The organism is Sphingobacterium pedocola, assembly GCF_015209965.1.
In the GTDB taxonomy this organism is placed as follows: Bacteria; Bacteroidota; Bacteroidia; order Sphingobacteriales; family Sphingobacteriaceae; genus Sphingobacterium; species Sphingobacterium pedocola.
Genome location: NZ_MU158691.1, coordinates 501747 through 520892, shown reverse-complemented (window position 1 = coordinate 520892; position 19146 = coordinate 501747). Strand labels below are relative to the sequence as shown.

General features: G+C 38.5%; 17 protein-coding genes. 10 read left to right on the top strand and 7 right to left on the bottom strand.

Annotated elements, in window-relative coordinates; translation table 11 throughout:
- Positions 1-2 precede the first annotated feature (2 nt).
- On the bottom strand, positions 3-2042 hold the full coding sequence (locus C4F40_RS18170) for a hypothetical protein (RefSeq protein WP_196940832.1): 2040 nt from the start codon (positions 2040-2042) through the stop codon (positions 3-5).
- Positions 2043-2184: 142 nt separating this feature from the next.
- Entirely contained in the window at positions 2185-2859 is a 675-nt protein-coding gene (locus C4F40_RS18165; protein ID WP_196940831.1) for a hypothetical protein, read from the bottom strand.
- Between the two features lie 202 nt (positions 2860-3061).
- On the opposite strand from C4F40_RS18165, the gene C4F40_RS18160 reads away from it, so the two are divergent.
- From C4F40_RS18160 to C4F40_RS18150, 3 genes are all read left to right on the top strand, one after another.
- Positions 3062-3811, top strand: a complete 750-nt coding sequence (locus C4F40_RS18160) for a 5'-nucleotidase C-terminal domain-containing protein (RefSeq protein WP_196940830.1) — start codon at positions 3062-3064, stop codon at positions 3809-3811.
- Entirely contained in the window at positions 3786-4748 is a 963-nt protein-coding gene (locus C4F40_RS18155) for a bifunctional metallophosphatase/5'-nucleotidase (RefSeq protein WP_196940829.1), read from the top strand. The genes C4F40_RS18160 and C4F40_RS18155 overlap by 26 nt, the downstream gene beginning before the upstream one ends.
- Before the next feature lie 116 nt (positions 4749-4864).
- Positions 4865-6079: an MFS transporter gene (locus C4F40_RS18150; protein WP_196940828.1), complete on the top strand. Its 1215-nt coding sequence runs from the start codon at positions 4865-4867 to the stop codon at positions 6077-6079.
- A gap of 12 nt (positions 6080-6091) precedes the next feature.
- Here C4F40_RS18150 and recR read toward each other — a convergent pair whose 3' ends face one another.
- Positions 6092-6706: a recombination mediator RecR gene (gene recR, locus C4F40_RS18145; protein ID WP_196940827.1), complete on the bottom strand. Its 615-nt coding sequence runs from the start codon at positions 6704-6706 to the stop codon at positions 6092-6094.
- Positions 6707-6830: 124 nt separating this feature from the next.
- Here recR and C4F40_RS18140 point away from each other — a divergent pair, with 124 nt between their 5' ends.
- Together C4F40_RS18140 and C4F40_RS18135 are read left to right on the top strand one after the other, a co-directional pair.
- On the top strand, positions 6831-7535 hold the full coding sequence (locus C4F40_RS18140) for an LOG family protein (RefSeq protein ID WP_196940826.1): 705 nt from the start codon (positions 6831-6833) through the stop codon (positions 7533-7535).
- A 148-nt stretch (positions 7536-7683) separates the two neighbouring features.
- On the top strand, positions 7684-7908 hold the full coding sequence (locus tag C4F40_RS18135; RefSeq protein WP_196940825.1) for a hypothetical protein: 225 nt from the start codon (positions 7684-7686) through the stop codon (positions 7906-7908).
- 183 nt (positions 7909-8091) lie between these two features.
- On the opposite strand, the gene C4F40_RS18130 is transcribed toward C4F40_RS18135, so the two are convergent.
- The 4 genes from C4F40_RS18130 to C4F40_RS18115 form a co-directional block, all read right to left on the bottom strand.
- Entirely contained in the window at positions 8092-10764 is a 2673-nt protein-coding gene (locus C4F40_RS18130) for a TonB-dependent receptor (protein ID WP_196940824.1), read from the bottom strand.
- 247 nt (positions 10765-11011) lie between these two features.
- Positions 11012-11653: an MgtC/SapB family protein gene (locus C4F40_RS18125; protein ID WP_196940823.1), complete on the bottom strand. Its 642-nt coding sequence runs from the start codon at positions 11651-11653 to the stop codon at positions 11012-11014.
- Positions 11654-11664: 11 nt separating this feature from the next.
- Positions 11665-14046 (bottom strand): endonuclease MutS2, encoded by a 2382-nt coding sequence (locus C4F40_RS18120; protein WP_196940822.1) that lies wholly within the window; start codon positions 14044-14046, stop codon positions 11665-11667.
- 4 nt (positions 14047-14050) lie between these two features.
- Positions 14051-14839 (bottom strand): DUF4296 domain-containing protein, encoded by a 789-nt coding sequence (locus C4F40_RS18115; protein WP_262894835.1) that lies wholly within the window; start codon positions 14837-14839, stop codon positions 14051-14053.
- On the opposite strand from C4F40_RS18115, the gene C4F40_RS18110 reads away from it, so the two are divergent.
- The 5 genes from C4F40_RS18110 to C4F40_RS18090 all read left to right on the top strand — a co-directional run bounded on the left by C4F40_RS18110 (position 14751) and on the right by C4F40_RS18090 (position 19025).
- Positions 14751-14960, top strand: a complete 210-nt coding sequence (locus C4F40_RS18110) for a hypothetical protein (protein WP_196940820.1) — start codon at positions 14751-14753, stop codon at positions 14958-14960. The genes C4F40_RS18115 and C4F40_RS18110 overlap by 89 nt on opposite strands.
- Positions 14961-15034: 74 nt before the next feature.
- The gene (locus C4F40_RS18105) at positions 15035-15724 is read left to right on the top strand and encodes a YggS family pyridoxal phosphate-dependent enzyme (protein ID WP_196940819.1); all 690 of its coding nucleotides are present in this window, start codon (positions 15035-15037) and stop codon (positions 15722-15724) included.
- Positions 15725-16549, top strand: coding sequence for an RsiV family protein (locus C4F40_RS18100; RefSeq protein ID WP_196940818.1), 825 nt, complete (start codon positions 15725-15727; stop codon positions 16547-16549).
- A 30-nt stretch (positions 16550-16579) separates the two neighbouring features.
- Positions 16580-17848 carry an aspartate kinase gene (locus tag C4F40_RS18095; RefSeq protein WP_196940817.1) on the top strand — a complete coding sequence of 423 codons (1269 nt, stop codon included), beginning with the start codon at positions 16580-16582 and terminating at the stop codon, positions 17846-17848.
- Positions 17841-19025 carry a THUMP-like domain-containing protein gene (locus C4F40_RS18090; protein WP_196940816.1) on the top strand — a complete coding sequence of 395 codons (1185 nt, stop codon included), beginning with the start codon at positions 17841-17843 and terminating at the stop codon, positions 19023-19025. The genes C4F40_RS18095 and C4F40_RS18090 overlap by 8 nt, the downstream gene beginning before the upstream one ends.
- Positions 19026-19146: the final 121 nt, after the last annotated feature.

Below are 19146 nucleotides of genomic sequence, written 5' to 3'. Positions count from 1 at the left end.
TCTTATCTAGTAACCGCCAATCGTTCGATTAAATCCATCAAAAAGTATAGTGCGTTTTTATCCTTGTCTGGGAATTCTATCCCGAGTTCACCTTGGAAACTATTTCCCTTCATACCAGGAGATATCACATAAAAATCACCATACTGTGCGAGATCAGCCGTGAGACTATCTAAGTCTCTCGATACCGGAAGATCCAATTCTTCTATCAATGTCGGTATCTTGTTTACATGGAATAAAGCTGCAAAGCGATTCTTCTTCGCTATCTTCATACTAGCGCCATCTACATTGGGCTTGTATGTATTATTTTTTATAGCAGTGATCTGATTTTCATCGTTGCCTAAGAAAACGATACCATCTTTCATTAACACATAGAAATTACTGAATTGACGAGATATTTTTCCAATTTTATAGATCCCGTTCTCCAACAAAACCTCTTCCTGATTCACACCTAGCTCCAATAACTGTTCAAAGAGACGCATGTCATCTGAAGAAAACATCCACAAAAACTGTGGAATCTCATCCATTTTAGTTTTTTCAATTTGTTTGTAATTATAATCCTCGTCGTATTCGTAATCGGTATAGGTAATTTCCTGTTTCGTTACACCATTAAGCACAAATAGATTATCACCTTTGAACACTTTTGCTACTGCTTTTTCATCCACGATAATGTCGAACAGCATGGCACCGACCGAGAAAGCTTCTTGATACCGCGGTACAAAAGCTCCATAATATTTTTGAATGTACTGCGGAATATATTTCAAATAAGCTTCCGAATTAATACTTAAAGATAAAAAACCCAATGCATCTTTATCGAGGTATTTATACATTTTAGGATTGAGCTTTTTGTCGTAAATTTTCTTAAATATTTTGGATGTTTCCTGATCCAGATTCAATGCCCCGTGCAACTTCAGTTTATTTTTGTCCACATCAAACGACAAATTCGCTTGCTCGTAACCATATTTTAATTTAGAAAGTGAACCTATTCCAAATGCCTGTTCTATAATACCTGTGGGCATAAAATTCTGATACAGTTCGTCCACACTCTTTATCCAATAATGTGCAACCGTATTCTTATTGGATTTTCCGGTGAATCCTTTCGGCACTACAAAGGATTTATAATTCCCTGTAATGATATTAGTCATCTCGGCGTCAATCCATTCACTTACAATCAGGTCCTTTATAGAGTCAGTTTGTGCCAGCCATCTATAATATGCCGTATTGCTTTCATCCTGATAAACATCCTCCTCATTCTCATAGATCGAATACCCAATGGAATCCAACATATCATTATCGGTAATCGTATCATAATCATCATATGAATCTATCATTATTAAATTACTATCACTAACTACATCATAGTCGTCATATTCTATCGCAATAGCTGCTGTATCTTCAATCCCTGCATAGAATGCGTCCGCACTATCCATCACCGTATCTACATAATCGTATTCATATGTGGCGTCTGCCACCGCTTCAATACTATCTACCATTACATCGTCCGTACCATAATAATCGTAATACGGATTCTCTGCCAAGCCATAGCGTTCTTTGACATCTTCCCTATCCAAGTAACTGTCTTTGAGCACGCCGGTCATCACATAAGCCGTATTTTCATCCCAACTAATTCGAATGCTACGATCTACTGAATAAATAGTCTGCAAGCCGTCTACGACCTGTATTTTCTTGTGGGTAGGAATAAATGCTTGAAAGCGTTTAACATCCGAAAGTGGAATCAATGCACCAATAAATGTAATACTATCGGCTAGACGGGTAAACACATATGATTTAGACGCAAGGTTGATACCCAGATCCTCAATCTGATGAATATCCTGCGATAGTGAATCGCTTAATTTTTTAAAAAAATCCAATTTGTTCAATGTGGCGTTGACATCTTTCGTATCCATTAATTGAAACAAATTTTTCGTATCGAAAGTAGCTAGAAAATTGATATCAGCTGGCAGTTTTTTAAAATGGTTTTGCGCATTGGCCCGCGATAGCCCCATCAAAAGTAAAAGTGCAGCAAAAATAAGTTTTGTATTCATCCGTTTATGTTATTTTAATTGATATTATTCATTATTTCTCACCCTATTTAAGCTCACCAGCTTATGATACCGGGGTGTATACGGCAAATCTTGACATCATTATTGCCATCTCAGTGGATTCTGCCTAGAGATTTTTCAAAGTTTAATTAAGTGCTATCGTATTGGAGAGGTTTGTAGTGCCGTTGATGAGTTCCAGCATACCCGTTTTGAGCATCACCGCTTTCCGATTGGATGAAATACTAGCCTTGCTGTTTTGTTGGCTTTTTACCGGTTCAGCAAATCGATATATACTCGTAAAATAAGCATCGTTAAAAGCCTTTTGATTTTCTCCTTTTAATTTCGTAAACTCTTTTTTCGCATCTTGCGACGCATTATATTTCCGAACAAACACCTTATTTGACGCATCGTAAGCATAAGTAGTGTATCCAGATATATTTGTTTTAAATTTAGTCGATAGCGTCTTAGTAAATGTATTTAAGGCCGCTACGTTGCTAAAATTACATTCCAGCGTCGCGATATAATTATTGAAATCCAAACTAGAATTTACCTGACTTATCCCCTTTGTTTGCTTAAGGATCCCTACAATATCATTTAACTCCTTTTGGATTGTCGTCTTACTTGGCACCTTTATACCATTCACACTATCCAAGAGCATCAATGAAGCAACTTTGGTCTTACTTTTACTCAAATTTAAGGTTGCTTTTATCTTTCCAGCACCATTGGATTGAAAATTGATTTCTTCGACGATATCGAAACAGCTGCTGAGCGAAAATACAAGTATAATAGCCACACTACTGAATAAAATTCTCTTTAACATCTATGATTTAGTTTAACTAGTGAAGACAATCTACATGCCAAATTATCCCCAGAATTATTTCCCCCCAAAGATAGAAAATAAAACACTTCAATTATTGAAGTATCTGTCGTCCAACATTACGATAACATTACAATATTTTAATCTGTTTGTCTTTGTTGCGACTGAGTTTCTTCTTAGCTTCGTAAGTTGAAATACAAGTTCTATGCGTAACGTACATTTTTTATCGACTTTGGTTGCAGTGTTGTTTTTCGTTGGTTGCAAGAGCACTTATCTTGTCGGCGGTAACCGGTCGATTACCTATTCCGTTAATGCAGATTTGCCCGCAGACACTTCAATTGTAAATTATTATACCCCTTTCAAGACAGCTATGGAAGGCGAGATGAACCGTGAAATAGGTTTTTCAGAAAAATTCTTAAATAAAAGTCGTACAGAACCTGAATTTTTAATAGGAAATTTCTTTGCCGATGCACTATTGGAAATTGGAAAAAAAGTGGACCCTACTGTGGAAATTTCATTTTCAACAAAAGGAGGTATCCGTTCAGAATTAAAAAAAGGTCCTGTCACTGTAGGTTCTTTATTCGAACTCATGCCTTTCGAAAATACGATCACCATATTAGAGATGAAAGGCTCAGATCTATTGATATTAGCCAATTTCATCGCCAATACAGGTGGCCAACCTATAGGAGGTTTTGTTATGACCATAAAAAACAATCAAGTTGCAAATCTCATGCTCAATGGGAAAACCATCGATCCAGAGAAATCATATAAGTTGGTCACATATGACTATTTGGCGAACGGAGGAGATAATGTAAAGGGCCTGAACAATCCATTAAATCGAATTAATACACCTATCCTAGTGCGTGAAGGTTTAATTGAGTATGTAGAGCAGTTAACAAAAGAGAATAAAAAAATAAACACACAGCTTGATGGTAGAATCACAATCATTCAATAGAAGATCATTTATTCGGAAAATGTCGGCATTAGGAGCACTTTGTGCCTTTAATTCATATACCAACAAGATTGAAGCAAGCTCCAGGAGAGAAGTAAAGATTACCATTCTTCACACAAATGATGTGCACAGCCGTATAGAGCCATTCCCTATGGACGGTTCGAAAGTTCAAGGTCTAGGAGGAGTCGCCCGCCGGAGCACTCTGATACAAAAAATCCGGCAAGAGGAGAAAAATGTGTTGCTATTGGATGCAGGAGATATGTTTCAAGGTACACCTTATTTTAATTTATTTGAAGGTAAAGTCGAATTAGCGTTAATGTCAAAACTCCAGTACGACGCAGGAACGTTTGGCAACCACGAATTTGACAATGGGATAAGTGGTATACTCAAGCACTTTGATAGCGCTAACTTTCCTTTCATCACATCGAATTATGATTTCTCCAATACGGCACTCGCTGGAAAAACTAAAGAGCACATCACCTTTGTAAAAGACGGCATAAAAATAGGTTTATTTGGATTAGGCGTAAATACGGAAGGCCTAGTAGATCCTAACAATTATGTAGGAATGCGTTATCTAGACCCCTTGGAGGTGGCAACCCGTCTCACGCACAAACTAAAAAACGAATTAAAATGCGATCTGGTAATTTGCTTATCACACTTGGGATATGCATATCAAGATGATACGATATCGGATTTAAAATTAGCCGCTAGCACTAAAGATATAGATTTAATTGTTGGCGGTCATACCCACACTTTTCTGGATAAACCTACCGAAATCAAAAATATGGATGGTAAGATAACATTAGTTAATCAAGCGGGTTTCGGTGGTGCCAATCTAGGGCGTATCGATTTCATATTTAACCCCGCTACAAAAAGCAAACGCACCGTATTTAATAATTACACCATATCCTCCGAAATGGATCGGCAAATCGTAGCGTAATATACAATAAAAGTACTATCTTCACACTCTTTTAAATTTATTTTCGGGATGAGCCGCACGTCTTAAAAAACTGCCTTTCGCAGGCAGCCGTGCCGATGAGTTAGAATTATTTGCGCATGAACACTATAGTCCGGTTATATATTAAATCTTACAACGGTCTATCTCCAGCCGCGTGGTTACTGGCATTAGTCATGTTAATCAATCGTACTGGATCGATGGTAATCCCTTTTCTAGGGATTTATATGTCATCTGAATTAAATTTCAGTAAAACCCAGGTGGGATTAGTGTTAGGTTGCTTTGGTTTGGGTTCCGTGTGCGGGTCATGGCTGGGGGGTTGGCTTACAGATCGTTTTGGCAATTTCAAGGTACAGACCTGGAGTTTAATGCTCACCATCCCGTTATTTCTGATTACCCCTCATTTCCGAACATTCGAAAGTTTGTCGTTGATGATATTTATACTAACATTGGTGGCGGATATTTTCAGACCAGCTAACTCAGTGTCTGTAGCCAAATATGCCAAGCCTGAAAATATAACCAAAGCCTATTCGTTAAATCGTATGGCTGTAAATCTGGGTTTTTCTATAGGTCCGGCTTTAGGTGGTTTCTTAGCGACCTTTTCTTACGACTGGATATTTTACGGAAATGCGATGGCAGCAGGTGTCGCCGCAATCGTTTTTATCTATTTTTTTAAGGATAAGGAAGGGAATAAAAAAATTGACCAATCGGTGAGAGCAGAAATACCAACCAACAAGCCTGCTAAAAGTGCCTATACCGATAGCTTATTTATATTATTTAATATCCTCTGCTGTCTTTTTTCAATGGCTTTTTTTCAGCTTTTGAGCACCTTACCCCTATTCTACAAAGACGTTTATGCGATGGATGCAAGCCAGATAGGACTCATTTTAGGATTTAGCGGCTTTGTTATCGTATTATTTGAAATGGTGTTAGTCCATCTCGTAGAACACCGTTTTAGCGTAAAACAGATCATGTTTTGGGGAACGGCTATTGCCGGTTTCTCCTACTGGATGCTGAACTTGGATTTCGGAATTTTGTGGCTTTACCTCGCGATGTTTTTCCTATCCGTGGGTGAAATGCTGACCTTACCTTTTACCGCTACCATTGCAATACAACGAGCTTCATTACAAAATCAAGGTGCCTATATGGGATTCAATTCTTTGGCGTTTGCAGCGGCAAATATTGTATCTCCTTTTCTTGGGACATTTACGGCAGAACATTTCGGTTACAATACACTATGGACTATCACCGGTTGTGTTCTTATATGTACGAGTTTTGGATTCATCTGGGTCATTACAAAAATGAAGAGTGCTTAAAATATCTTATTCTTAGCCTACATTTCGTTCATAAGGCACACGCGTCGCGATAGATCTACCCAATGTAATTTCGTCCACATACTCCAGTTCACCGCCGAAAGCAATACCTCGTGCAATTGTACTGACTTGAACATTGAATTCCTTTAGTTTACGATACAGATAGAATATCGTCGTGTCGCCCTCCATCGTAGCGCTTAAGGCTAAAATAACCTCACTGATCTCTCCATTTCTTAGCCGATCGATAAGCCCCTCTATCTTAAGATCGGCAGGCCCTATCCCATCCATCGGAGAAATAAGTCCTCCAAGCACATGGTACACTCCTTGGTATTGATTTGTATTTTCAATAGCCATCACATCACGCGTATCTTCTACCACGCATATCGTTAATTTATCTCGCTTTAACGACTGGCAGATTTCACACGTAGCCTCATCTGATATGTTGAAGCAAGTGCTACAGTATTTAATATTTTCTTTAAGATTATTTAGAGACTGTGTAAAGCGGGATACCTCCGTATTCGATTGCTTTAACAAATGCAAAACCAACCGCAATGCTGTCTTCCTTCCAATCCCTGGCAGCCTACCAAACTCATCAACAGCTTGCTCTAATAATTTTGACGAGAAATTCATGCTGTAAAAGTAAATAGTAAAAACTCAAAAATCAAAAGTAAAAAATAAAAAGCGCAACTTTATTCATCGCTTCATCAATTCAGCAAAATTTATTATATTGTGAGGATAACATTATTTACAAAGAATGGCTAAAGAAGATAGAATAAGGAATTCATTTGCTAATAAAACGTGGCAAGAAATAAAAGTAAAAGACTCTTGGCAGATTTTCAAAATCATGTCGGAATTTGTTGATGGTTTTGAAAAATTGGCTAAAATAGGCCCCTGCGTATCAATATTCGGATCCGCACGTACGGCCGACGAAAATAAATATTATGAGATGACGGTGGAGATAGCCCGATTATTAGCGGAAAAGGGGTATGGTGTTATTTCGGGCGGTGGCCCAGGGATTATGGAAGCAGCCAATAAAGGCGCCTACAATGCAGGAGGTAAATCAGTAGGTCTGAATATTGACTTACCTTTCGAACAATTTCACAACAAATACATCGACCGAGATAAATTATTGGAATTCAATTATTTTTTCGTGCGTAAAGTCATGTTTATGAAGTATTCGCAGGGATATATTGTTATGCCAGGCGGCTTTGGTACTATGGACGAACTATTTGAAGCTATTACATTAATCCAAACCGGAAAGATTGCCCGATTTCCCATTGTATTGGTTGGAAAAGCATACTGGGGTGGGCTCATCGATTGGATTAAAAACACCATGCTTACCGAAAAGAATATAAGCGAAGAAGATCTAAATCTCTACCGGTTGGTTGACACGCCTGAAGAAGCCGTGGAACATATTTTCCGCTTCTATGATAAATATTTGTTAAAGCCAAATTTTTAGTCGCTTCAGGTAACAGCTTATAGGTAGCATCGACCTTCGGTCTAAAGACGAAGAATTCAAAAAATCTAAACAAGATCGGTTTTAAAATGTTGACTCGTTAACATCGAAGATGGAAACATAATTTTAAAACGTTAAAACGAGGATTATTATGAATACGCAAGAGAACGAAAAAGATCTGGAGAAAGCGGAAGAATTGAAGCGATTGAAAGCTGAACAAGAAGCGCAAAAAAAACAAGAAGAAGAGGATAATGAAACAAGTGAGGAAAGAAAGGGAGATGGGTACGTTCCACCGGCGCCTGAAATCCCCTCCGCGAGAAATACAAGAGAGCACGGCGGTCCCATTATAGATCGAGAGCCGGGCGGGTTACGGTAGTTTTATCCAGCCGGTTCACGAAGTTAGTATTAACGCTTAGCCCCCCTTACCTTTCAAAAGATTCGTGGGCTTAATCGTAGGGATATTGATGTTTCCGGCAACGGAAGATATAAAAAAGAATGCCCTGCTCTTGATGAAGAGCAGGGCATTTTATCAGAAAAGTGATAAATCCTTAAATATATGTTAGAAGCTATATGTTAATCCCGCATTCCATGTCGTTCCTAGACCGTAGACATATCCGTTTGCATCAGCCCTTGCAAAATACTTTTCGTTAAAAATATTTTTCACATTTCCCCTAAACTTGATACTCTGACCATCGCGCAACTTGAAGGAATAGCTCAAACCACCGTCAACTGTCTTAAAGCCATCTAATTCTTCCGGCTGATAAACTGAGCCTGCAAGTGATGATTCAATAACGTCTTCAATATCTACATTTGCGTAAAGTCTTGCATAGTAATTGAAATCGGCATCAATCGAAAAGTTAGGGAGAATGAAATACTTCGCTCCTAAACCAGCAGTAGTCTGAGCAGCATTTCCGACCCTTACACCCGTCAAGTCCTGCCCATTAGCATCTTCAAATATAATATCAAAAGAATCGGCATCACGCACACGATAAGGAGACGAACCATCATATTTCCAATCACCGATAGATGCGAAACCTCTTAAGTTTAGGGTGGGGAGCAACTTAGCGTCAAAATCTAATTCTATCCCTTTGTGCAATTGCCCAATACCTGTAAACAAGAAAGTGACATCATCGTACTCGGTATTTCCAACTGCATAATCTTGCGAAAAATAATCAGTAAACCGATTATCCCAGGAGGTGTAATATGCATTAAGATTAGCCCTCAAAAAACTGTTTGTAAATTTGTACCCAGCCTCTAAACCAAAAATCTCCTCATTATCAACTGATGGATCGGCAAAATCAACAGTATTTGAAATGAAAACATTGTCCAAGTAAGGTTGACGAGAATACTTTCCTACATTTGCAAAAAGTGTATGAGCACCATCAAAAGTATAAGAAGTTCCTCCTTTAATATTGTATCCAAATTTATTATCAAACTCCGATTTGGTTAAACCAGCTTCGTAATTCCATCTATTGATCTTTTGATAACCTTGGTTGGATAAAGATCCTTGTATAAAAGCAGTAAAACCGTCCTTGCTAAATTCAGCTTGACCGAAAACTCCCTGATAATTTATTTTTTCCGCGTTGTCATATCCTACCCGTTCGCCTTCCTTTGCATTATTGAACAAAGAAGACCATGGATTTGTTGAGAAAGTCTTCGACACGAGATGACCGTCTGCATCACTTGCTGGCCTCGCGAGCACGCCTTTTGCGCCAATAAGGTTAACAAGTTGTTGGAAGTGATCACCTTGGTACATTCTAATATCAGCTCCAACGTTAAATGTCCAATACTTTTTCGTATCAAAATTGTAGTTCGTTACCAAGCCATACCAAAAATGATTATTAACAGAAGCTCTTAATACAGCTCCGGTGGAACTCGTACCACTCACGCCGTCAGCTAAAATGGCATTATTCTGTGCAACGGCGGCCCAGTTTGCAGAGCCATCACTTAAGTATCCCCCACCGTAAGGTTCATATCCCGTATGAAATAAGCCTCTACCTAGTGGTCCAGTACCACCGCCACGACCAACTGACGCATAAAGAACAGTTGACAAAGATGATTTTTCGTTAATTGTCCAGTCCCAGTTTAAGTTAGAAACCGGCTTATGATAAAAATTCGTTCTAGCAGAAAAGCCTTCTCCATCGTAACGTCCATAATTTGAATTACCTTTTATACCCGTAATATCCCATCCAGGAGTATTTATCGAAGTTGGCTGATTATCTGTCTCATTATACCTCGTCATTAACGGTTTTGAGAAGTTCTGGTCATGCCATTGTGGTGCACCAAAGATCATAAAGTTAAAATTGTGATTTTCATTTGGCTTAAACCCAACAGATACAAAGTAATTCTGTCCAGCACCTGCAGTACCTCTTGCAAATTTACGATCAGCTCTCCAACCGTCAAGCATAAAGGATACACCCCATTTCCCAATCATTCCAGTATTATAACCAATAGTAGCTTTCGCGTATCCATCATTACCGGTCATCATACGTGCATAGCCGCCTTTATTAAGTTCAGTAGCTTTGGTTATGATATTTACCGTACCACCAACTGATGAAATTGCCAACTTTGATGAGCCTAATCCTCTCTGTACCTGAATAACGTTTGCCACATCTGCCATCGCAGACCAATTTGACCAATACATATTTCCATCTTCCATTCCATTAATCGGTTGCCCGTTGAGTAAGAAAGCAGTATTTGACTGATCGAAACCACGAACAAACATCTTTGCATCTCCAAAACCACTCGCTTGATCTGCGATATATACAGAAGGTGTATGTTTCATTATTTCAGGAAATTCCACATTACCTGCAGACTTTTCCTGAATCTCAAGTAATTTAATAGTTGATACAGCTATAGGAGTTTGTCTATCTTCAGCGATATCAATAATACCTCTACCAACCACAATTACTTCTTCCAAATTCTCAGATCCACTAGACGTCAACACGATGTTTCCAATATCAGTGGTAGCATCTGTAAACCTTATTTGTGCTGTGAGATATCCAATATATTTCACTAATACAACACCACTTGCCTCTCCAACAGATAATGTAAAATTACCTCTTGCATCAGTCGACGTCCCTGCTGTTCCTCCTTTTATGGACACAGATGCGCCGGCAATTGGAGAATTACCATCCGTCACAGTTCCTTTAAGCAACCGCTGTGCTAAAGAAACGTTACAAATTAACATCAATACAAATATTGCTGCCAGTTGAGTAAAGATTTTTTTCATATTTCTTTTAAATAGTTAAATCGAAAGCAAAATTAAGAAGAGATTTTGCAATATAAGTGACTTAACGTAAACTTAATATGAAATTAACTTCGGTTTAAAGATAAATTTTTTCAAAAATCGCTTAATTCGTTTTATAAATTTAAAAAACCATCAATAAAATTGAAGTTTTTTACACTTTTATCAGTATAATTAATAGAAAATTTAAATTTTAACAAATTTTAACAATTGTGAATTGTGGAAAAGTTTTTTAAAGATTTCGGAAATGCTCTACGTAATCCAGTGCTACAATTTCATTGCAGGCTTTACGGATGTTCATTCGACTACCTGTCACCTCATATACGACAGTCAAATGTTCGCCATTCTTTTCGAGTCCTTTGCGGTTCAATTTGACGTTATTCGTTAGCATAAATTTTTCAAACTCATCCAGGTAGTCGATCTTGATATCTCTAAATGTTACATGTATCGTCCTGAGGTGATAGATATTGGCCATATACAGTTCCAATTTTTGGAACAGTGAAAGAATAATAACCATACAAATGGTCAGTGCTATACCAAATTGAAATTCTCCAAACCCGACAATCATTCCTATCGAAGCCATGGTCCATATCACCGCTGCCGTCGTTAACCCCTGCACACTAAACTTACCCTGGTAAATAACACCCGCACCTAAAAACCCTATACCCGTAATGATATTAGCTGCAATCCGATCATCTGAAATGTTACCCATTCTAGAAAGCAAGGTAAAAATCGTCGATCCGAAGCAGATCAAGATTACTGTTCTGAAACCAGCGGATTTATTTTTAAATTCCCGCTCAAATCCTATTATGCTCCCACAGAGAATAGATACTAAAATAGCTTGAGTATTACCATTGAATGTCCAGTCAAACATATCTTTTAATTTTAATTGATATACGCATAGGTGATTCCATCTCCTCCCCGGTCAGCATGTTCATCTTCAAATCTATTTACATGACTATACTTTCGCAAATAATCCCGAATAAACTTTCGCAATATACCATCGCCTTTGCCATGTACTATTTTTAGCGTCGGATACCCTATCATTACCGCACGATCCAACACCAATTCGATCTTTTGCAACGCGTCCTCTGTACGCATACCGCGTACGTCGATCTCTGGTTGAAAATCAGCTACCGAATCCGTAGAGAGATTACTCTGTCGTTTGATGGCTTTTGATTTCTCCTTGCTTCGTAGTTTCGTAACCCGATTCTTTTTCACCACAGTACGAAGTTCTCCTAAAGCAATAATCAAACTACTGCCTTTTGTGATTTCTAAAATCTCTCCCTCTGAACCGGAATCTTCAATCCGCACCCAATCTCCTATCTGCAGTTCGATATTTTCACCATTTACAGGTTTGGGTTTGGCAACTTTTTGATCTAAATCTGACGTATGTTTATCTAATTCCTGATTTAATTTAGAACGGATTTGTTTCGTTTTGTCTTTCTCCGCCTGAGCCGATTTTATTTCAGAAATTGTATTCTCCACCAGCTTATTGGCATCTTTCAAAATAGATTTTGCTTCTTCCTTCGCCTTTCGGATAATCTCTTTTTTATTCTCCTCCATATAAGCCTGTAATGACTCATATCTGGTTTTTAATTCCTCCAGTTCTTTTTCCCTTCGGTTTACGGCCTTCTTCGTGTCGTATATTTCCTGCTTATCCCGCTCTAAATCTACTAAAAGGGTATCAACTTTTTTCTGCTGAACACCGATCTTCTGCTTAGCAGATTGGAGGATTTCCCTTGGTAAACCAATTTTTTGAGCGATCTCAAACGCATACGAACTCCCGGGTTTGCCTGTCTGGAGAATGTACAGCGGTTTCATCTGCTGGTTGTCAAACAGCATAGACGCGTTCTCTAATCCTTCAGCATGGCTAGCGAACAATTTTAAGTTCGAATAATGTGTGGTAATTACCCCTCTTATCCCCTTTTTATTCAGTTGTTCCAACACCGCTTCTGCTATCGGCCCGCCAAATTGTGGATCCGTACCTGTTCCGAATTCATCTATAAGCACCAGTGTCCGGGCAGTGGCAAAATTAGCAAAGTGTTTCATTTTAGACAGGTGTGCACTGTATGTACTCAAATCGCTTTCAATAGATTGATCATCGCCGATATCCGCAAAAATTTGCTTGAATATACCTATCGACGTGGTTTCATCTGCTGGGATTAAAAGACCCGATTGCAGCATCAGCTGCAATAGTCCTACTGTCTTCATACAGACAGACTTTCCTCCAGCATTAGGTCCAGAGACAAGAATAATACGATCTGTACTATCAATTTTAATATTTAAAGGTACTACCTGATGTTGGCTGTCTTTTTTAGCGTTTAGGAATAACAAGGGATGCCGGGCATTGACTAAGTTGACATCTGCTTCTTTCGAAAGAAGAGGCATTACCGCTTCAATGTCTATCGCAAATAGTGCCTTAGCGCGTACAAAATCCAGCTTAGTGAGCAAGCTGTGGTATGCTAGTAAAAGCGGCACGTGCGGACGTAATTCGGTCGTTAAATCGGTCAGGATACGGACAACCTCCCGTCGTCGTTCAAACTCTAAATCTCTCACCTTATTATTCAGGTGAAATACCTCTTCTGGCTCAATATAAGCAGTTTGACCCGTTGCCGATTCATCGTGAATCAGGCCTTTTAACTTACGTTTATTTTCGGCAAGAATAGGTATACAAAACCGTCCATCTCGTATCGTCAACCCACCGTCGGCCGTCCAGCCGTTGCTTTGCGCCTGCTTAAAAACCGTATCCAAGCGTTTACGCGCTTCCTGCTCACTTTTTGCAATCTGCTGGCTTAGATCCAACAGTGCACGCGAAGCATTGTCTTTCATCTTGCCCCGTTCATCCAACACCATCTCGATAGACCTTAAAATCGACTTTTCTATCGGAAGATGTTCAAACAACAATTCGAGATGGGCGTATTGGCCTTCTCTTTCATTGAAGTATCGAATAATGGCATATACCGTACGAAGTGAAAGTAACATTCGGTACAATTCCTCTTCCAGCAGAAAACTGCCTTCTATCTTTGCCTTCTCTGCCAACGGTTTAATTGGGTAGATATGATCTACGGGCAAAGGGGCATCATGTTGTATGATATTTTTAAATTCTTGAGTTTGACGCAGGAAACGATCTATTTGATCTATTTTTACTTGAGGCTGAATTTTCTCCACCATCAATTTTCCAGCTTCACTTAGACATTTTTCTTTTATTAAATTCCGAATATCTGTAAAGCCCAACTTATCTATTGTGTTTTGAGGATAAATCATACTACTACAATAATTTAGGTCGTTGTAAAGGCCTCAACGTATTTGGAACGGAACGCAGAACATTTTTACCGGTATCCGTCCAGGGCCGTAATGTCTCCGGATGCATCTCAACTGGCAATTTCTCTACAGGAGATTGTTCGACGGACTGATCGCTACTAATCGGGGGTATTGTATCGGTGGACGGCACCTGAGGCACTTCTACAACAGGTGAAATGTGAACACCGTACACTTGGATAGCAAGACCAAAATAATCATAAAACATCCTCGTAGATTCTGCGAATGTCATATCGGTCGTGTCCAATACCACATTGGAAATAAGATTTTTCATGTCATCCGCATTTTTTTGCAAGCGATATACGCGATTGATACTATCTTGCATATAGGCATTTTTAAGCGAGTCCTTAGTTTGAATCTCCCTGTTGTATCCCTCCAGCTTTTTCTTCACGTTTCCATATATTTTTTCAATTAGATCCGGATTCCCCATATAATGCTTCAGGTTTTCAGCGAAAGTAGCCGAATCTAATCCATACTTCTTGAAAACGTCCTCATACATTACCGGCAACACCTTCACCGCACTATCCTTGTTCAACGAGGAAAGATAACCATCGATTAGATGTACCTCTGTCATCAATTCGGTCATTTTCCGTTCAGACAATCGATCGTCAGATCCTTGCCTATTACAGGAAACAATTAGAAATGACGTTATGATTAGTAGCAGTGCCGACAGCCCAGAAAATCTCACGCAGCCTTTTGATGATGATTTCAGACATATCCTTTCTGAAAACACCTTCATGACTCTAGGTAATGCCAACAACCACGACAACCTCATGAAGGTTGTTGAAGACCATCGGATACCAACACTCCCTGAAAAAAACGAAGATATTATAACAAATAATAAGCGTTGCATTTTGTAAATTTGTACAAAAATACGAAAAGGCATTGTAATCATTGCTTTTAGATAAATCATTCCCAAAATATTATTACATATATGAGCATCACGACGAATATCGAAGAAATACGACAAGAACTGGCACCACTAGGCGTCGTACTGGTTGCTATTTCCAAAACAAAACCAAATGAGGATATATTGGAAGCGTACAACGCTGGGCAGCGAATATTTGGAGAAAACATGGTTCAAGAGCTCGTAGACAAGCACGAATCACTTCCAAAAGACATCGAATGGCATTTAGTGGGTCATCTTCAGACCAATAAAGTAAAGTACATTGCACCTTTCGTTTCATTGATTCATTCAGTAGACTCTTTCAAATTATTAAAGGAAATCAATAAACATGCGGCCAAGAACAACCGTATAATTGATTGTCTTTTACAGGTATTTATCGCTGAGGAGGAAACCAAATACGGCTTTGATCATGCTGAATTGATCGAAATGTTTCAGGAGCAGGAATTTGATCAGCTCAAAAATGTTCGTATCAGAGGTTTAATGGGTATTGCAACAAATACCGATAAAGAGAAAGAAATTAAGGAAGAATTTTATGAATTAAAAATGCTTTTTGACGGCGTGAAAGTGAGCTATTACCGTAAGGAAGATACGTTCGATATACTTTCTATGGGCATGTCGTCGGATTACAAATTGGCAATAGAGCGAGGTAGCAATATGGTGCGGTTAGGAAGCACGATATTCGGCAAGCGGGTCATCAAACATTTCAAAACAGTATAAATGGTTATTCAATGGGTACATAGTCCCATCTATATATGTTCACTTATTTTTATCTGGGCCTGTGGTATCGAAAACAACGATAAATCCGCAACGGCCGAGAATAACCGTCTCTTTTTGGAGGATACTTTACAATATAGCTATGTAGACTTCAAAGAAGTGAGTCCCTATTTTGCCCTGTTTAATGACACCATCGACACGACATTTTACGCCATTCGATATCCCCAACTTGATATCCAGAAATACAACGACCTATTAAAATCCTATATATTCATTGAAGGTGAAAACACGCCTCAAGAGGCGGCGAGTAACTTCATTATGGGATACAATGAATTTGTCGAAGACGAAGCTACAAGACAACTTCACTTTGCCTGGTATCGCAAAATTGAATGTCTGATTGCTACGAATACACCGTTATTCTTTTCCATGAAAAATAAGCTCTCGGAATATACAGGAGGAGCACATGGAAATAATTACGTATTTTGGACCAATTTTGATGTTGTAAAAGCGAAAAAAATTGAGTTGGCTGATGTTTTGGCAAAGAATAAACAAGAAGAATTAACTAAAATTGCAGAACACTATTTTAGAGAGGTCGAATCCATCCAAGATACTGCATCCTTGGACAGTTCATATTTCTTTGAAGGAGGTAAATTTAAACTGAATGATAATTTTGGTTTCACAGAAAAGCATCTTGTCATGTATTACAATGAATATGAGATAAAGCCATATTCCGAAGGTACAACGGAAATCCGTATTCCATATGAGAAAATACATGGCTTGTTAAACATTCGAGGCAAGCAGTATATTGAAAGTATTAAAATAAATTAGAAAAACACAACCTATTACATTTAAGAATTAATGCAAGTATTCAAGTTTGGTGGCGCATCAGTGAAAGACGCAGAAAGCATAAAAAATGTAGCTGCTATCATTTCAAAATATAAAGATCAAGAACTTCTTGTAGTCGTATCTGCTATCGGAAAAACGACCGATAAATTGGAGGAGGTAACTAAAAATTATGTAGGCCAAACCGGCGATGCTTTTATTCACCTAAATACCGTCAAAAATTATCATTTCAATATATTAAAGCAATTATTCGAAACGGAAAATCATCCGATATTCGATGAAATTGCGAATTGTTTTGTCGAAGTAGAATGGATTTTAGAAGAAGAACCACAAGATTCTTTTGACTATTTATTTGATCAAATTGTTTCACTGGGCGAAATCCTTTCATCTAAAATATTAACAGCCTACTGTCGGTTTATCGATATCGACACAAAATGGGTAGATGCTCGGGACTACATTCTTACCGACAACACCTACACAGAGGCAAATGTAGATTGGGGAAAAACGGAGGATAAAATCCGTATGGATATTCCATCTATATTAGATAATCAAGTTATTATTACACAAGGTTTTATTGGGTCTACATCTGAAAATTTTACCACAACGTTGGGTCGGGAGGGCTCGGATTATTCAGCGGCCATTTTTGCATCTTGCTTAAATGTAGAAGATATTACCATCTGGAAAGACGTTCCGGGGGTTCTTAATGCAGACCCTAAATGGTTTGATCAAACTGAATTAATCCCCGAGTTATCCTATACCGATGCGATCGAATTAACGTACTACGGTGCCACTGTAATTCATCCAAAAACAATAAAGCCATTACAAAACAAAAAAATCACGTTAAATGTACGTTCTTTTATCAATCCGGAAAAAAATGGAACGAAGATTCGTACTACTAATCAAACTCTACCCGTACCTTCTTTCATTTTTAAAGTCAATCAGGTATTCGTCAACATTCAGCCACGGGATTTTTCCTTCATCGTCGAAGACAATTTAAGTCATATTTTTAATCTATTCCACCAAAACCGTATCAAAATAAATATGATGCATAATAGTGCGATCAGTTTTTCAGTGAGCGTAGACGATACCGGCGAAAATGTATGGAAATTATTGGAAGATCTCGAAAAACGCTATAAAGTAAGTGTAGCCTCGGGGCTAGAATTGATCACCATTCGCTATTACAATCAACAAACCTTGGATAGGGTATTGGTAAATAAGGAAATAATTCGCGAACTTAAGGACAGCTACACCTGCCAAATGCTAGTGAAAAACATAGATGAATAAACGCATTTTAGATAAGGATATACAGCAGTTCATCAAAGCAAATAGAGAGAAATCACCTTCTATTATTGCTTTGAAGAAAAGTCCTTTTCCGGATGTCAGTTCTTCAGAATTAGCAGCCCAGATCGATGGCTGGCAGCGTAGCGTTCGTAAATTACCGACCTGGGCTTTTTCCGCTCCTATTTATTATCCTGATAAGATCAACCTTGAACAATGTTCCTCCGAACACACTGCGCTCGTAAAACAAACCCTTATCAAAAAAGGCGCACGCGTTGTCGATATTACGGGTGGGTTTGGGGTAGATAGCTGTTACATGGCACAAGAAGCCGAAGTTGTCATTCATTGCGAGCTCAATGAGAACCTATCCGAGATCGTAAAGCAGAATGCAATAGAACTTGGTGTTCCAAATCTGATATGTATCGCTACAGACGGCGTAGCATATGTAGACCAACAAAAAGATAATTCGCTAGATTATATATTCATCGATCCTTCCCGTCGGGTGAACCACGCAAAAGTTTTTTTACTGGAAGACTGTGAACCCAATATTGTGGGACTACAAAATGTATTTTTTCAAAAATCCCATATCATTATTAGCAAACTATCCCCGTTACTGGACATATCAGCAGCCTTACAGAAATTGCGGCATATTAAACGGATATACGTAATCAGTGTAGATGGAGATTGCAAAGAATTATTATTCGTGCAAGAACGGAATTATGAAGGAGAAGCGGTTGTTTCGGCAATACGAATCTTCCAAGACCAATTACAGAGCCATTCATTTACGATACAGGAAGAAAAAGTAACATTAATTCGTGCCTCAGATCCACTACACTATCTGTATGACCCAGATGTATCCATTACCAAAGCCGGTGCGTTCAAAACCATAGCTAAGCGCTTCGATCTATATAAATTGCATCAGCACACCCATCTATATACCGCTGATAACATAAAAGACCATTTCCCCGGGCGTATATTTGAAATCCAAGAGGTATACACGCTCTCCAATTTCAAGAAAAAAAACGAAATTTATCAAGCAAATGTCGCTACCAAAAATTTCCCGGTCAAAGTAGCCGATATCCGCAAAAAATTTAAAATAAAAGACGGGGGGAAAGACTTCCTTTACTTTACCACCGATATGACAGGTAATCACATTGTCATACATGCGCTCCGAACACGATAAAAGACAGTAAAATTACAAAACGTATCGTGATTCATTGTATCTTTAAATTATGCACTATTCACCTCTCTAATCGAGGTTAATAAAAGAGAATATTACATATAGCTATGAAGTCAAATCGGGC

What these genes read in the sequence shown, in the direction of transcription:
- C4F40_RS18170 (WP_196940832.1), bottom strand. Translation starts at nt 2,042, where the DNA reads ATGAATACAAAACTTATTTTTGCTGCACTTTTACTTTTGATGGGGCTA.
- C4F40_RS18165 (WP_196940831.1), bottom strand. Translation starts at nt 2,859, where the DNA reads ATGTTAAAGAGAATTTTATTCAGTAGTGTGGCTATTATACTTGTATTT.
- C4F40_RS18160 (WP_196940830.1), top strand. Translation starts at nt 3,062, where the DNA reads ATGCGTAACGTACATTTTTTATCGACTTTGGTTGCAGTGTTGTTTTTC.
- C4F40_RS18155 (WP_196940829.1), top strand. Translation starts at nt 3,786, where the DNA reads ATGGTAGAATCACAATCATTCAATAGAAGATCATTTATTCGGAAAATG.
- C4F40_RS18150 (WP_196940828.1), top strand. Translation starts at nt 4,865, where the DNA reads ATGAACACTATAGTCCGGTTATATATTAAATCTTACAACGGTCTATCT.
- recR (WP_196940827.1), bottom strand. Translation starts at nt 6,706, where the DNA reads ATGAATTTCTCGTCAAAATTATTAGAGCAAGCTGTTGATGAGTTTGGT.
- C4F40_RS18140 (WP_196940826.1), top strand. Translation starts at nt 6,831, where the DNA reads ATGGCTAAAGAAGATAGAATAAGGAATTCATTTGCTAATAAAACGTGG.
- C4F40_RS18135 (WP_196940825.1), top strand. Translation starts at nt 7,684, where the DNA reads ATGAATACGCAAGAGAACGAAAAAGATCTGGAGAAAGCGGAAGAATTG.
- C4F40_RS18130 (WP_196940824.1), bottom strand. Translation starts at nt 10,764, where the DNA reads ATGAAAAAAATCTTTACTCAACTGGCAGCAATATTTGTATTGATGTTA.
- C4F40_RS18125 (WP_196940823.1), bottom strand. Translation starts at nt 11,653, where the DNA reads ATGTTTGACTGGACATTCAATGGTAATACTCAAGCTATTTTAGTATCT.
- C4F40_RS18120 (WP_196940822.1), bottom strand. Translation starts at nt 14,046, where the DNA reads ATGATTTATCCTCAAAACACAATAGATAAGTTGGGCTTTACAGATATT.
- C4F40_RS18110 (WP_196940820.1), top strand. Translation starts at nt 14,751, where the DNA reads ATGATTAGTAGCAGTGCCGACAGCCCAGAAAATCTCACGCAGCCTTTT.
- C4F40_RS18115 (WP_262894835.1), bottom strand. Translation starts at nt 14,839, where the DNA reads ATGAAGGTGTTTTCAGAAAGGATATGTCTGAAATCATCATCAAAAGGC.
- C4F40_RS18105 (WP_196940819.1), top strand. Translation starts at nt 15,035, where the DNA reads ATGAGCATCACGACGAATATCGAAGAAATACGACAAGAACTGGCACCA.
- C4F40_RS18100 (WP_196940818.1), top strand. Translation starts at nt 15,725, where the DNA reads ATGGTTATTCAATGGGTACATAGTCCCATCTATATATGTTCACTTATT.
- C4F40_RS18095 (WP_196940817.1), top strand. Translation starts at nt 16,580, where the DNA reads ATGCAAGTATTCAAGTTTGGTGGCGCATCAGTGAAAGACGCAGAAAGC.
- C4F40_RS18090 (WP_196940816.1), top strand. Translation starts at nt 17,841, where the DNA reads ATGAATAAACGCATTTTAGATAAGGATATACAGCAGTTCATCAAAGCA.